13 protein-coding genes are annotated in these 14,342 nt (G+C 57.5%); 9 read left to right on the top strand and 4 right to left on the bottom strand.

Annotated elements, in window-relative coordinates; translation table 11 throughout:
- Positions 1-206: 206 nt before the first annotated feature.
- Together QRN31_RS08160 and QRN31_RS08155 are read right to left on the bottom strand one after the other, a co-directional pair.
- On the bottom strand, positions 207-1,361 hold the full coding sequence (locus tag QRN31_RS08160; RefSeq protein ID WP_285431320.1) for an NnrS family protein: 1,155 nt from the start codon (positions 1,359-1,361) through the stop codon (positions 207-209).
- On the bottom strand, positions 1,361-1,609 hold the full coding sequence (locus QRN31_RS08155) for a transmembrane sensor/regulator PpyR (RefSeq protein WP_285431319.1): 249 nt from the start codon (positions 1,607-1,609) through the stop codon (positions 1,361-1,363). Before QRN31_RS08155 ends, QRN31_RS08160 begins: the two co-directional genes overlap by 1 nt.
- 266 nt (positions 1,610-1,875) lie before the next feature.
- Here QRN31_RS08155 and QRN31_RS08150 point away from each other — a divergent pair, with 266 nt between their 5' ends.
- The 3 genes from QRN31_RS08150 to QRN31_RS08140 all read left to right on the top strand — a co-directional run bounded on the left by QRN31_RS08150 (position 1,876) and on the right by QRN31_RS08140 (position 7,117).
- Complete coding sequence (locus QRN31_RS08150) at positions 1,876-2,373, top strand: VOC family protein (RefSeq protein WP_285431318.1); 498 nt, start codon at positions 1,876-1,878, stop codon at positions 2,371-2,373.
- Between the two features lie 34 nt (positions 2,374-2,407).
- Entirely contained in the window at positions 2,408-3,241 is an 834-nt protein-coding gene (locus tag QRN31_RS08145; RefSeq protein ID WP_285431317.1) for a helix-turn-helix transcriptional regulator, read from the top strand.
- Between the two features lie 189 nt (positions 3,242-3,430).
- Positions 3,431-7,117 carry a hypothetical protein gene (locus tag QRN31_RS08140; protein ID WP_285431315.1) on the top strand — a complete coding sequence of 1,229 codons (3,687 nt, stop codon included), beginning with the start codon at positions 3,431-3,433 and terminating at the stop codon, positions 7,115-7,117.
- A gap of 3 nt (positions 7,118-7,120) precedes the next feature.
- Here QRN31_RS08140 and QRN31_RS08135 read toward each other — a convergent pair whose 3' ends face one another.
- A complete protein-coding gene (locus QRN31_RS08135; protein WP_285431314.1) occupies positions 7,121-7,708 on the bottom strand; it encodes a LysE family translocator in 588 nt (195 codons plus the stop codon).
- A gap of 81 nt (positions 7,709-7,789) precedes the next feature.
- Entirely contained in the window at positions 7,790-9,121 is a 1,332-nt protein-coding gene (locus QRN31_RS08130) for an aminotransferase-like domain-containing protein (RefSeq protein WP_285431312.1), read from the bottom strand.
- A gap of 91 nt (positions 9,122-9,212) precedes the next feature.
- Between QRN31_RS08130 and QRN31_RS08125 the strand changes: the two genes are divergently transcribed.
- The 6 genes from QRN31_RS08125 to QRN31_RS08100 all read left to right on the top strand — a co-directional run bounded on the left by QRN31_RS08125 (position 9,213) and on the right by QRN31_RS08100 (position 14,342).
- Positions 9,213-10,109 carry a DMT family transporter gene (locus QRN31_RS08125; RefSeq protein ID WP_285431310.1) on the top strand — a complete coding sequence of 299 codons (897 nt, stop codon included), beginning with the start codon at positions 9,213-9,215 and terminating at the stop codon, positions 10,107-10,109.
- Between the two features lie 100 nt (positions 10,110-10,209).
- Positions 10,210-10,830, top strand: a complete 621-nt coding sequence (locus QRN31_RS08120) for a LysE family translocator (RefSeq protein ID WP_285431309.1) — start codon at positions 10,210-10,212, stop codon at positions 10,828-10,830.
- A 74-nt stretch (positions 10,831-10,904) separates the two neighbouring features.
- Positions 10,905-11,945 carry a DMT family transporter gene (locus QRN31_RS08115; RefSeq protein ID WP_285431308.1) on the top strand — a complete coding sequence of 347 codons (1,041 nt, stop codon included), beginning with the start codon at positions 10,905-10,907 and terminating at the stop codon, positions 11,943-11,945.
- A gap of 75 nt (positions 11,946-12,020) precedes the next feature.
- Positions 12,021-12,506: an arsenate reductase ArsC gene (locus tag QRN31_RS08110; RefSeq protein WP_285431307.1), complete on the top strand. Its 486-nt coding sequence runs from the start codon at positions 12,021-12,023 to the stop codon at positions 12,504-12,506.
- The gene (gene arsH, locus QRN31_RS08105; protein WP_285431305.1) at positions 12,506-13,195 is read left to right on the top strand and encodes an arsenical resistance protein ArsH; all 690 of its coding nucleotides are present in this window, start codon (positions 12,506-12,508) and stop codon (positions 13,193-13,195) included. Before QRN31_RS08110 ends, arsH begins: the two co-directional genes overlap by 1 nt.
- A gap of 64 nt (positions 13,196-13,259) precedes the next feature.
- Positions 13,260-14,342 carry a bifunctional transcriptional activator/DNA repair enzyme AdaA gene (locus tag QRN31_RS08100; RefSeq protein WP_285431303.1) on the top strand — a complete coding sequence of 361 codons (1,083 nt, stop codon included), beginning with the start codon at positions 13,260-13,262 and terminating at the stop codon, positions 14,340-14,342.

Raw genomic sequence — 14,342 nt, 5'->3', positions numbered from 1 at the left:
TGGCCGATGGCGGCGGGCCCACGGAGCAGGACCGGAGTGAGGGAATGCCGAGCCTTAGCGAGGCACCGTACGTCAGGGGCGCGAGCGCTTGGTTACTTGGCGCTTTTCCAAGTAACCCGCCGTCAGGGCGGAACCATAAGCCGCCGTTACCCCAAAAACGGATATGTACCCAACCCCAACCCAACCCAACCTCAAGCTTCAAAAAATCAGCACCTGGGCTTAAGCAAAATACCGGTATACCTCGCCAGAAACAGCACAAAAGCACCACTCCAAAACACCGCCGAAAGCCCCAGCCCGACCCCAGAAAACGGCACCAGAAATACCCGACACACAGCAGCGATCAACAACAACGCAAACCCCAGCACCACAACACTCGACGGTTGCAACAAGCGCCCGGTATGACCAAGGCTGACCCGCGCAATCATCGCCAGAATCAACCCCCCGATCCCCCCGACCGCCAGCGCATGGGTAGCCAGACTTTGTTGCGGCATAACGCCCGCGTGCCACAGCGCCATCGCCAGCGCCGCAACCATCAACCAGGCATACGCCAGATACAGCGACCAGAGCAGCGGCACCCGCCAGATACCCCGATCATGCCAGCGCCACAATCGCAGCAAGTGCAATGCCCCCATCACCCCAAACAACAGCGCCAACCAGAGCCTGGGAACGTCATTCAACCCACCGGCAAAAGACACGGCAGCGAGCAAACTGCTCAACAACAAAACCCGGGTGGGCAGCGCGTGAGCGGCGGGCGCTGCAGCCCGGTTCAAGCCGCGCTGGATAAAGAACGGCAGGACCCGTCCGCCAATCACAGTCATCAACGCCGCCACCAACCACAAGGCCGCCAGTACGCCGCGCCGTTGCAGGCCCGCATCATCCACTGCGATGCCCCACAACGTCATGCCCTGAGCGCCGGCCATCAATGCGATCACCAACAACACCGGATAGTTATCACGCTTGCCCGCCGCGACCAGGTCCCGTCCAATCGCCCAGGCCAGCAACGGAAGAAAAGGCACTTGCACCAGCAACAACAGCTCTTCGGGAATGGGCAGTAACCAGGCGAGTCGCGCCAGCAGCCACACCAGTACCAGGCCGATCAGCGGCCAGCCATTGAGGCCGGGACGCCCTGTCCAGTTGGGCACGGCTGTCAGCAGGAACCCGGCGATGATCGCCGTGGCAAAACCAAACGGCATTTCATGCCGGTGCCAGGCCAGCATGCCGCCAACGGGTTGCGCGCCGGGAAGTCGGCCGTACAACCACAACGCCCAGATCGCCACCGCGATTGCAGCGAAACCGGCGCCGACCAGGAAAAAGGGACGAAAGCCAAGACTGAAGACCGGGGCAGCAGCAAGTCTGCGCATTACGCCACCACCCTTGCCAGACGTGTTCCCATACGATGCTGGGCCAGCAGACGCATCACATAACCGATTTTGAGCAAGGTCGGCCCGATGATGGTCATGGCATGCATCGACACCAGCGCGACAATCGGCAGATGGCCGTTGTAGAGGTAAGCGCCATAGATGCCGGCCAGCAGCATGACCAGGCCGACGCCCAGCACTTTGCTCGACAGATGCAGTACGTTCAGGGGATTGCTGAAGAAATCGAACATTTTCCGTACTCCTGAAGCGGGTCAGTTGTACCGGAGATGCATCAAGTCCCGTGCCACATTTTTAATCCATTAAAATCAATCATATACGCTTACAAGAGTCATATAGACAACAGAAGAAAGGAGTCTTAATGACACACAAAGTTGTCATACAGACTCTTTCCCCGGACATTCCACTTGGCTGTTTGTCGATCTACGGTCCGGCCAATCGACCACAGGCTGGCTACGCTGATAATCCGGCATGAGCAACCCGTAGAGGAGCATCGACCATGCAACGCGTGCAAAAACTGACTCCCTGCCTCTGGTTTGACGATCAGGCTGAAGAGGCTGCGAAGTTTTACTGTTCGATCTTCGATCATTCCAAAATCACTGCCATCACCCACTATGGCAAAGCCGGTCAGGAGGTTCATGGCAGGCCTGAAGGATCGGTGTTGACGGTCAGTTTCGAACTCGACGGACAGCCAATGACGGCACTCAATGGCGGCCCGGTGTTCAAGTTCAATGAAGCGGTTTCATTTCAGGTCAATTGCCAGACTCAGGAAGAAGTGGACTACTTCTGGGGCTCACTTTCCGCTCACCCAGAGAATGAGCAATGCGGTTGGCTCAAGGACAAATTCGGCCTGTCCTGGCAGATCGTGCCGGTCGCCATGATGGATATGCTCAAAGACCCCGACACGACCAAATCCCAGCGCGCCATGCAAGCCATGATGCAGATGAAAAAACTCGACATCGCCGCCTTGCAGCGAGCCTTTAACGGCGAGAGCTAATACACTCGCGCTCTGGCCGCCGAGAACATGAACGATGAAGCACACCGTTGCCAAATATGCAGACAAAGCCCCACGCTTCTGGCGCGATGATGCCCTGCCCTTCATCGAAGCCCGGTCCATCGCCGATGGCCGCGAGGTCTGTTACGCCCGGCATTCTCACGCGCACTTCTCCATCGGTGCCATCACCGCCGGGCGCAGCACCTACGTTCATGAGCAATCGGCCTTTGAGGTCAGCGCCGGCACCGTGGTGCTGATGAATCCCGGTGATGTTCACGCCTGCAACCCGATCGACGACCAGCCCTGGTCTTACCTGATGCTGTACGTCGAGACGCCATGGCTGACCGACTTGCAGCATCAGCTCGGCTTCAGTCAGGACGCGGCGTATCGACGGTTTTCCGTTACCCATACCCGCAATGGCAACCTGTTCGCGGGCCTGAGTGATCTGTACGCAATACTGGTTGATCCTTTGCAGGACGTGTTGAGCAAGCACAGCGCAGCGGTGGAGTTTTTCACTGAGGTCCAACAGCAACTCAATCCGATTGAGCAGCCATTGCGCGAGCCCAATTTCAAGCTGGAACGGGCAGCCGACTACATCCGCGACAACTGCACGCAGATGCTCAAGCTCGAGGGTATTTGCGAGGCGGCGCAGCTGTCGCCGTCCTACCTGATCCGTGCCTTCAAGCAGCATTACGGCATGACGCCCCATGCCTATCTGGTTAACCGACGAATCCAGTTCGCCCGCGAACAACTGCGCAACGGCAAGTTGATAGCCGATGTAGCGCTGGAAGCCGGATTTGCTGATCAGGCGCACTTTCAACGCGCATTCAAACAGCATTTGGCGGCAACACCAGGGCAGTATCGCGGTTGACCACTCGACAAATAAAACATCGAACAACTTTACTATCCCGTATAACAGCGCTATTAGCAGACACATCAGGACAACAGATAGCCGTTGTGAGTGAACAGTGTTGTTCGCTAACCTTTCAACACCACCTACTCCGAGCCCGCCCCAAGCGTGCAACTATTAATATATCAATGCGCAAAGGATTGCCCACTGATGAATGACAACCTCGCCATTTATAACGTCGCCAACTTCAGCACTAGTTATTCCGACCCGGAACTCAGCGAAAAGAATCAGACGACTGAAGCCTTGGGCATCTCAACCAATCAGCCAGACTTCTTCAACCACGGCGGCTTTGATAATTTTTATCTTCACATCACCGAGGACTCGCAGTTTTATAAAGCACACAGACCCGGAAAACTATTATTGACAGGTCTTATTCAACATCCAGCATTTATTGATGCCCGTGCAAAACTATCATTACCGGAAGAAACCATCTTTCACACCGATACCCATGACCGCCTCCTGGCATTAAAACAAGTTCACAAACAAATTTTTCACTCTGCTCTGGGTGTTCGCTTTCGTAACGTGTTCGAGCGACACGACATCACGAGTGAGATCGAGCACGTTGCAGAGCTTGAAGAAGAGCTGAACACCCTGAAAACACAAGCGCGAACCACTTCGGGCATCAGCTCGACTTCGCTGGTCAGCGTTGCGCAATGGTTGCGCTTTCATGAAGTCGACGTACCGCAAACGGCCGACCAGGCGGCAAATTTGCTGGATTTTTTCAGCGTTGAAGCCGCCAAAGGGCGCAGCAATTTCTGTGAAGTATTCGCCAGCGCTGCCCACTCCAGATATGAGCTGACGGCCGAACATCGTTCGACACTGTGGAAAGTAACTGACCAATTGCTCGATGGTAATGAATTGCTTATCAACCACTTGATGAGCGTCATTTCCTGGCATGGCACCCAACCTTCGCCGAACGCGATCCAGCCGCAAACCTACGACGACTTAAAGTGGTTGTTAAGTCAACCGGAAACCCGCGCGATCGCTCGTCATTACACCGAGGCACTGGGTTGGTATGACGCCGGGATGGACGCCGTATCGAACATTGTATTGGGCCGACAGGTATTGTTGGCGGCGATCATGCTCGACCTCAGAATCAGCCTTGATAACAAGACGTCTGAAATCAATATTGCAGGATATAAATTATACGCCACCGCCAATGTCGAAAAGAGCTGGCTGGAGGTCCGCGCGGAATTGGAAAGTCATTTTGCGAATAATGTGACCAGCAACGGAAAATATATTGATCCTGTCGCTGTGCCGATGATTGCATACGCCCTGTTGACTGAACTAGCGCCAGCGTTCCTGGTACAAGATGCACCGACAGGGTTACAAATGGGTTCGACTGCCTGGGTCGTATTGAATCGCGCCGTCCTGCTGGCTGAATTCAATGCAGCGGGTTCATCTCAACTATTGACCTATGAGGAACTACTAAAGCGGGCGATGATCGCACCCATTAGTCATCGACAGCAGTTACTGCATAACGCATCCACGGTTCAACCAGTTTTGTACTGGGCACTGATCAACGAATCCATACCTCGAGATTCGGACAGTCACTTCAGCCAGGAAGCGATCAACGCTGCAAGCACACAATACAATCACTACCTGGACGAACTGAGTCATTGCGCAAACACGCTGTCGACACCGTTTCCCAGCCGAAAGAAACTCGCACTTGAAACACTGAAACTTCACGTACCTGATTGCGACTTTCTAGAAACGAAAGTTCTCAAGACGAGCGCGGGATTTTCCGGCCAACACCCCCTGACCTTATCGATCCTAGACGCTTACCTCTCCAATAACCTGGCGGACAGGAAATGGCATAGGGTCGGCATGGATATTTACACGCTGTTTCCACAATTGTTGACGCTGCCGTCGATAAACGAGATTTTCCACAAGGCAGTTGACGCTCATCTCAAACGCTTGAAAGAAGCGACATCCACTGTCATTCGCCATGCGCTCGCATCTCTTCCACAACAAGACCGCGGCCAATTGGGCGTTGGCGAGATCGGTGTATTTTCGCTTCGCCGATACTTGTCGAGAGACCCTTTCAACAGCCAGCCCATACAGCCCACGGACCGCGCCCGATTTGGTGTGATCATCACCGCGACACTGGGCAACGAACTCCATTGCTACGAACTGAATACACTTACCGGCGACTGCAAAAAAAATCAGTCCCTGGCAGAAGCTTTCAGAGTTTCCGGGCTCGTAGATGAAATCGACGATTTCATACCTCAAGCGTTGATTGCGAATGACCGTGGAGCACTATCGCTTCATGCGGCGATCGATCTGGATGCTTATTTCAACGGCAAGCCATCGAAGCATGTGGTTCATCAGTTCTTCAACGTAGACCTGTTGTCTTTGCTGCCCAGACGAACAGGGAGCACAGCTGATTACCGGTCTCCACTGCTGGCTTTCCGTTCTATGGCATTCAAGGATATCGCTCGCTTCATCGCGTCCGAAGCGCTGTACGTGACAAAAAACTCACTGATCTCGGCAGGTTTCGACAAAACAGAATTTGAGCTGCGTTTAGAAGAGGACGTCAGATGGGCGGACACCATTTCCAATATCATCATTCCATTCAAAAGCTGTATTGAAGACCTCGAGTCCGGGGACAAGGACCGCAGGACCAGCGGAATATGGGGTTGTTTACTGGATGGTGCCGCCGTGTTGCTGCCCTTTATCGGATTTGCAGGCACCGCAGCCAACCTGCTCTTCAAAGCAGGCAGCCTGGGTTCAAAAATTTCGTCCGTTACCCGGCTGAGTTTGAAGTTTTCGCTGTCACTGTTTAACCCCGTGGATGGCATTCCCACCCTGCTGGGTAAAGGTGCCGTGCGCATTGGCAAGCTGGGCAGTAGCGGATTCGAACTGGCTACCGGTCAACTGCGAAAATTGACGGGAGGCGCGGACGCTTACGATTTTGTCCGGGCCTCGCAACTCAATGCAACGGCCGAATCCCGTTTGGCGCTTCCCATGCTGGAGCATGGCAAATTCGTTTTTAAAGACCCTGATTTACTCGATGCGGAGAACGTTCTGCAACGCTTGTCGAAGAGTAACGAGAGCATGCTGGCGAACGAATTCTCCAATGTTGAAATCAAGCATTTGCTGGAGAGCTCGCTGAGCGACATTGTGCTCAGATCCGAGGGTGCGAAAAATTTAAAAACCGTTCTGCCAGCGGACGCTGTCGACAGCATCGTTAAACATGAGGTGCAAAAATATAATCTGTCGCACCTGCACCTCTACAAAGACGTCCCCTCAGCATTACCGGACATTTTGAGTAACGTCTTGAAGGTGGAGGTCAAAAACATCAACTTCATGAACGCACATCAGAACACCTTGCTTAAACTCGACCTTGGCAAGTCCCCTTACATTGGCATGGAGAACGAAAGCGCCTTCAATCCTGGTGGTCTGATCGATGATGTGGAACGTGCCGCAGCCTGGATTTTCAACGCCTCCAGTTCCAAAAATGACCTGGAAAAGTTAAAGACGTTACTTCGTGAATACGCCGCCGGTAGCGACTCGCTTAATGATCCGTCGGTGTTGAGACAGATACATAAAAAAGCCATTGCGAACCCCGAAAAAACCTACCGCTCTCCGACAGGACTGGCTAAATACCCCGCGAGCATTTCCGGTGCTCATCTACTGGAAAAACACTTGGCAAAACTGGACGCGAGTTCCGAACACTTCAACAAGCAGTTATTCGGTGCCTTGCTGGGGTATCACAGTTTTGCCGACGGCAATGGCAGGGCCGCCCGAATTGTTTTTGCCATCTCGGAGTTGCGAAAGGGACGTTTCACTGCCCTGTCCGTTACAACCGAAAATGCCCTTAGCGGCCTGTCCTGAGTGTCAAGGCAATAGCAGGTAAACCGCACAGAGCGCCAAAAGGATCGCCATACCCCGGTTGAACAACCGCATCCCTGCAGGGTTACTGAGGTAACCCCGCAGGCATGTACCGGCATACACCCAACACCCCACCGACACGTAGCAAATCACCAGATACACCGCCGCAAACTGCCAGACCAGCCGCGCCTCGCCGTCCGCGACGAACGCGCCCATGCCCGCCACGCAGGCCAGCCAGGCTTTTGGGTTGAGCCACTGCATCACTGCGCCGTACAACATTGAAGGTGCCCGGTGCGACTCTTTGGCATCGATACGACCATCGTCCGCCGCCAGTTTCCAGGCCATGAACAACAGAAACGCCACGCCGGCCAGTTGCATCACACGCGTCAATTCCGGCCAAAGGAGCAACACCTCATGCAAGCCCAGCCCCATCAAGACCAATAACAGAACAAACCCCAACGTGGCCCCGGCGACGTGCTGTTGACTGGCGCGAAAACCAAACTGCGCCCCCGAACTCAACGCGACAATGTTTACCGGCCCAGGCGTTATCGAAGCCACCAGGGCAAATGTGGCCATGGAAATAATCAGATTCATTGCACACCTTCTTCAATTCAGGAAAATCAGCGCTCAACGTACTGATCCCCCTACCCTGCGTATTGAAGAAAACTGCCTAAGTCAGGTAAACGCCCCCACCACCCGCTTCACTTTCACCAGCGCCGCCGCGAGCGAGTCCATGTCCACCGACCCCAGCGCCAACCGGATCGCGTGCGGCACATGAACAGAGGTCGCAAACGGTTCGGCGGTTGAAACCGCCACCTGTTCACGCAGCAACGCCACGGCGATCTGATCGGCTCTCGCGTCTTCCGACAAGGGCAGCCAGATAAAGTAGGAAGAAGGATGACGAATGTAGGGCAGCCCCGTCAGCAGGGTGTCAGCCAAGGCTTGCCGGGCCTGCGCATCGGCGCGCTTTTGCGCTTCCAGCGCGCTGACAGTCCCGTCATCGATCCAGGCGCAGGCAATCGCGGTCATCACTCCGGGCGTGTTCCAGGTGGTCGCCCTGATCGTGCGCTCCAGCGCCGCCACCCGGTGCGCGGGGGCGGCGACGAATCCGACGCGTAAACCGGTGGCGACGCTCTTGGAGAAGCCCGACACGTACACCGTTCTTTCGGGCGCCAGGTGCGCAATCGGCGGCAGCGGATCTTGTGCCAGAAACGCGTAGGCAGCGTCTTCGATGATGTGCAGGTCATGCTGGCGCGCAATCGACACGAGGCGCTCCCGTTGATCGGCGGGCATCACCCACCCCAGCGGATTGTGCAGCGTCGGCATGCTGTAGACGGCACGCACCGAACGGCTGCGACAGAGCTTTTCAAGTGCATCCAGGTCTGGCCCCTGATCAGTGAGTGGAATCGGTACGACTTCAAGGTGCAGCGTTTCGGCCAGCACCTTGAATCCCGGATAGGTCAACGCATCAGCCGCAATCACCTCACCGGGTTGCAGCAGCGCCATGAGGGTCACGGCCAATCCATGCTGGGCGCCACTGACGATCAACACCTGTTCAGCCTGAACACTCAGCCCGCGTGTCAGCAGATGGCGCGCAATCGATGCCCGCTCGTGTAAGCGGCCCGCATGCGGCTGGTAACGCAGATGCGACTCCAGGTCACCGGACAACGCGAGCTGGCGCAAGGCATTGCGTAGCAGGTCGGCCTGCCCCGGCACAGAGGGATAGTTGAAGTTGAGATCGACCATGCCGACCGCCACCGCTGGCTGGTGAATCCCTTGGCTCGGTGGCAGTGACGTCTCCCTGACGAACGTTCCGCGCCCCGTTTCACCGCTGACCAGCCCCATCGCCTCCAGTTCTGCATAGACCCTGCTGGCCGTGACCAAGGCCAGTTTTTCCGTGGTAGCGAGCTGACGGTGTGTCGGCAAACGCGTACCCGGCGGCAAACGCCCGGCGCGGATATCGGCGGCAAACGCGTCCACCAGCGATTTGTAACGGGAGCGAGGCATAACACAATGTATCCATGACAATTTTTTGATTGTATCGATACTCGACCATACGATGCCCACAAGGCAACCCCCAAACTGTGAGTGGACTCCCATGGAACGTGCATCGAACCTGCAACACCAGTCACTGGAAAAGAACGCGAGCGGGCTGATCAATGGGCTCATCGGCGTCCTGATCTTCAGCGGCTCACTGCCCGCTACCCGGGTGGCCGTCCTGGAGTTCGATCCGGTCTTTCTGACGGTCGCACGCGCGACCATCGCCGCGGTTCTGGCGCTGTGCCTTGTGCTGCTGTTGCAGGAAAAGCGTCCTGCGCGGCACCAGATCCTGCCCTTGGTTATCGTGGCGATGGGCGTTGTTATCGGGTTTCCGCTGCTGACGGCACTGGCACTTCAATACGTGACGTCGGCGCACTCCATCGTCTTCGTCGGCATGTTGCCGCTCGCCACGGCTGCGTTTGGTGTGTTTCGCGGCGGTGAACGTCCGCGACCAGCGTTCTGGTGCTTCTCGGTCCTGGGAAGTTTGCTGGTGGTGGGGTTTGCCCTTGCTCAGGGGCTGACAGCCTCCCCCGCTGGCGACGTCCTGATGCTGCTGGCCATCCTTGCCTGCGGGCTCGGGTATGCCGAAGGCGCAAAGCTTTCCAGGACACTCGGCGGCTGGCAGGTGATTTCCTGGGCGCTGGTGTTGTCGCTTCCAGTAGTGGCGCCGCTGACCTGGTGGCTGGCCCCCGTGTCTTTTTCGGGCATCAGCACACCAGCCTGGTTGAGCCTGGGGTACGTCTCGCTGTTCAGCATGCTGATTGGTTTCGTATTTTGGTATCGCGGGCTTGCCCAAGGAGGAATTGCCGCGGTGGGACAGCTGCAGCTGCTGCAACCCTTTTTTGGCTTGGCACTGGCGGCCACGTTGCTGCACGAGCACGTCAGCCTCGGCATGCTCGGGGTTACCGTGGCGGTGATCCTGTGTGTGGTGGGTGCCAGAAGGTTCGCCAAATAACCTCGGCCAAATTGTACTGCGGCCTGCGCGCACCGCTGTACCGGGAAAGCCTTCGTCGTCCGTGATAAAACTAGCGTTCTCTTGCTTCTGGAGACCTGTCATGGACCTCGCCACCCTTTCGCTGTTTCTGCCCGCCTGCTTCGCGTTGAACATGGCGCCCGGCCCGAACAATCTGCTGTCGGTCAGCAACTCGACCCGCTACGGCTACCGCATGGCCTGCGTGGCCGGCATCGGTCGGCTGCTGGCGTTTGCCGGGATGATCGCCCTCGCCTCCGCCGGGTTGGCGGTGGTGCTGCAAACGTCTGAATTGCTGTTCTACGGCATCAAGATTGTGGGGGCGGCGTATCTGTTTTACCTCGCCTGGCAATTGTGGCGAGCCAACCCCGGCGCCGAAAACATAGTGACGGGGACGCCAGTCGGCATCATGGCGCTGGCGCGGCAGGAGTTTCTGGTGGCGGCCGGCAACCCCAAGGCCATCCTCATCTTCACCGCGTTCCTGCCCCAGTTCGTCGACCCGACACACACCGTGACGCCGCAATTCGCGCTGCTCGGTGCGTTGTTTCTGATGCTGGAATGGATCGCCATCAGCGCCTACGCCTACATGGGCCTGCACATGCGTCGCTGGTTTGCCGAGCCTCGGGGCAAACGAATGTTCAACCGTTGCTGCGCGGGGTTGTTGTCGGCAGCGGCTTCGGTGCTGTTGATGGCGCGCCGAGCCTGAGCTCAGGGGATTGACGGGATTCGACACGGGTTCACACTGCGAAGCATCCCGCTGCAATACCTGTCGAGCTTCGAATGAACCTGAATGTTGTTTATGCCTTGGGCGCCGCTGCGCTGTTTGGAGCGAGCACGCCATTGGCCAAGGCGTTGGGCCTGAACCTCTCACCGATCCTGCTGGCCGGACTGTTGTACCTGGGCAGCGGACTGGGCCTGACACTCCTCAGGCTGATCCGCGACCATGGCTGGCAGCCCAGCGGCCTCAAATCGTCAGAATGGCCCTGGCTGATCGGTGCTATCGCGTTTGGCGGCGTGCTTGGGCCGGTCGCGCTGATGTTCGGCTTGACCCTGACTTCCGGCTCCACCGCATCATTAATGCTGAACCTCGAATCGGTGCTGACTGCCGTGCTGGCGTGGGTGGTGTTCAAGGAAAATGCCGACCGACGGATCGTCGCCGGAATGCTTGCCATTGTCGCCGGCGGATTATTGCTGGCCTGGCCGCAGGGTTCGGCGCAATCACAAAGCTGGATCGGGCCGCTGGCCGTGGCGCTGGCATGTGTCTGCTGGGCTATCGATAACAACCTGACGCGCAAAGTATCGGCCTCCGACTCCGTGTTCATCGCGGGCATCAAGGGGCTGACCGCCGGACTGGTGAACTGCGCCCTGGCGTTGGCGCTGGGCGCCAAACTGCCGCACATCGCGGTGCTCGGGCCGACGTTGATCGTCGGCTTCCTCGGCTACGGAATCAGTCTGGTGCTGTTTATCCTGGCGCTGCGCGGGCTGGGCACCGCACGCACGGGTGCCTACTTCTCAACGGCGCCCTTCCTGGGAGCGGCGATTGCCATTGTGCTGTTCGGTGAACCGGTCAGCATGACGTTCTGGGGGGCGTCATTGCTGATGGGGCTGGGCGTCTGGATACACCTCAAGGAGCGTCATGCCCATGAACATCAGCACCTCGCCCTCCTTCATAGTCACCGACACGTTCATGACGAACATCATCAACATGAACATGCGTTCCAGTGGGACGGAGTCGAGCCGCACAGTCATGAACATCAGCACACGCCGATCCGCCACAGTCATCCACACTTTCCGGACATCCATCACCGGCACAAACATTAAAAGGTCGAAAAAAGTGGATTGGCATTTTCAGCGAGCATACGTATATTCGAATATCCATATATTCGAGCCGTCGCAATGAACTTACGCCCCACCAAGGTTCTTTTCATGTGCACCGCCAACAGCTGCCGCAGCGTGTTGAGCGAAGCACTGTTCAATCATTTGGCACCTGCCGGTTTCACCGCAGTGAGTTCCGGCAGCTTCCCCAGCGGGCGGCTCAACCCCCAAGCCGTGCAAACCCTGCACACCCTCGGTATCTCGACCGACGGCCTCTATAGCAAAGACTCCTCGGTGTTCGCCGATTCACCGCCGGATATCGTCATCACTGTTTGCGACAAGGCCGCTGGGGAGGCCTGCCCGGTCTACTTCGGGCCAGCGCTCAAAAGCCATTGGGGACTGGCCGATCCGTCGGAGGTGCATGGCACCGAGCAAGCGATCCAGGCCGCTTTTGACCACACGGTCGAAACAATCAAACGACGCTTTGCGGCCTTCTTCGCATTGGACCTGAACACCCTTTCGCATGCAGAACTGAAGGTCGAACTGGACCGCATTGGAACCTTGTGATGAACGACGACCTGCCCAATCTGGATCTGGAACTGCTGACACTTTCAGATCAAAGCGCCCACAAACCGCGCATCCTGCTGCTCTACGGCTCGACTCGCGAGCGCTCCTTCAGCCGCCTGCTGACCGAAGAAGCCGCGCGGATCCTGCGTCTGCTGGGCGCTGAAACGGTGATCTTCGACCCTAGCGGCCTTCCGCTGCCCGACGATGCGTCCAGCGACCACCCGAAGGTCCGGCAACTGCGCGAACTGGTGCTCTGGTCCGAAGGCCAGGTCTGGTGCTCACCGGAACGCCACGGTTCGATGTCGGCCGTGTTCAAGGCACAAATCGACTGGATCCCCCTGACGATGGGCGCGGTTCGTCCGACCCAGGGCAAGACCCTGGCGGTGATGCAGGTTTGTGGCGGCTCCCAGTCCTTCAACACCGTCAATCAGCTGCGCGTGCTGGGTCGCTGGATGCGCATGCTGACCATCCCTAACCAATCGTCGGTGCCCAAGGCTTTCATGGAATTCGATGAAGCGGGCCGGATGAAGCCTTCTGCGTATTACGACCGTGTGGTGGATGTGATGGAAGAACTGATGAAGTTCACTCTGCTGGTGCGAGGTCGTGAGGAGTTTCTGGTCGATCGTTATTCGGAGCGCAAAGAGAGCGCTGAAGAATTGTCGAAACGGGTCAATCAACGCTCGATCTGAGGCGGCACAATTCTCTGTCGATTTTCCGGTGGAGGCGTCGGCCAACGCGTTTTATGCTCAGTCCATGAACCTACAGAACGCTTTGCTTCCGCCCAACGCCGAGATGGTCCGCGCCATGCTCGAACGGGACACCGCCTACGAGGGGGTGTTCTTCACTGCGGTCAAGACCACCGGGATCTTCTGCCGCCCCAGTTGCACGGCGCGCAAACCCAAGCCGGAGAACGTCGAGTTTTTTGCCCATGCCGATGAATGCCTGTCGGCAGGTTATCGCGCTTGTCTACGCTGCAAGCCCCTCGACGCCGCCGCCATTGCACCGGATTGGGTGCAGGCGTTGCTCAAGACCGTGGACGCCGATCCCGACCTGCGCTGGACCGACGCCCAACTCATGGCGCAAGGCATCGAGCCGCTGAAACTGCGCCGTTGGTTCAAACAGCATTTCGGCATGACCTTCCACGCCTGGCTGCGCACCCGACGCCTGGGCATGGCGCTGGGCGGCATCAAACAGGGGAATTCCATCGATAACGCGGCGTTCGACTCGGGCTATGAATCCCTGAGCGGTTTTCGCGATGCGTTTCAAAAATCCTTTCACATCACCCCGGGCCGTGCGGCCAACAGCGAGCCATTGCTGTTTACCCGACTGACCACGCCGCTGGGGCCGATGATCGCCATGGCTGAGCGTCGCGGCCTGGTGCTGCTGGAGTTTCTGGATCGACCGGCGCTGACCAAGGAAGTCGAAGAGCTGCAAACCCGTTACGGCTATGCCGTAGCGCCCGGACACAACGCGCATCTGCAGCGGATTGAAGCCGAGCTGGCGCAGTATTTCGCCGGCACACTCACCGGTTTCACCGTTGCGCTGCACTTGCCCGGCAGCGAATTTGCCCGCCAGGTGTGGGCTGAACTGGCGAAGATTCCTTACGGCCAGACCAGCACCTACGGCACCATTGCCGCAAAACTGGGCAAGCCTGGCGCCAGCCGTGCGGTGGGCCTGGCAAACGGGCATAACCGTCTTTCGATTGTGCTGCCCTGCCACCGGGTGATCGGTGCAGACGGCTCACTGACGGGCTATGGTGGAGGACAACCACGCAAGGCATTTTTGCTCCGACTGGAAAAAACCGCCGTGCAGGTGACCGAACAACTCGCATTCTGA

The organism is Pseudomonas sp. fls2-241-R2A-110 (genome assembly GCF_030209165.1).
Taxonomy (GTDB): Bacteria; Pseudomonadota; Gammaproteobacteria; order Pseudomonadales; family Pseudomonadaceae; genus Aquipseudomonas.
This window is presented reverse-complemented; position numbering and strand designations above follow the sequence as displayed.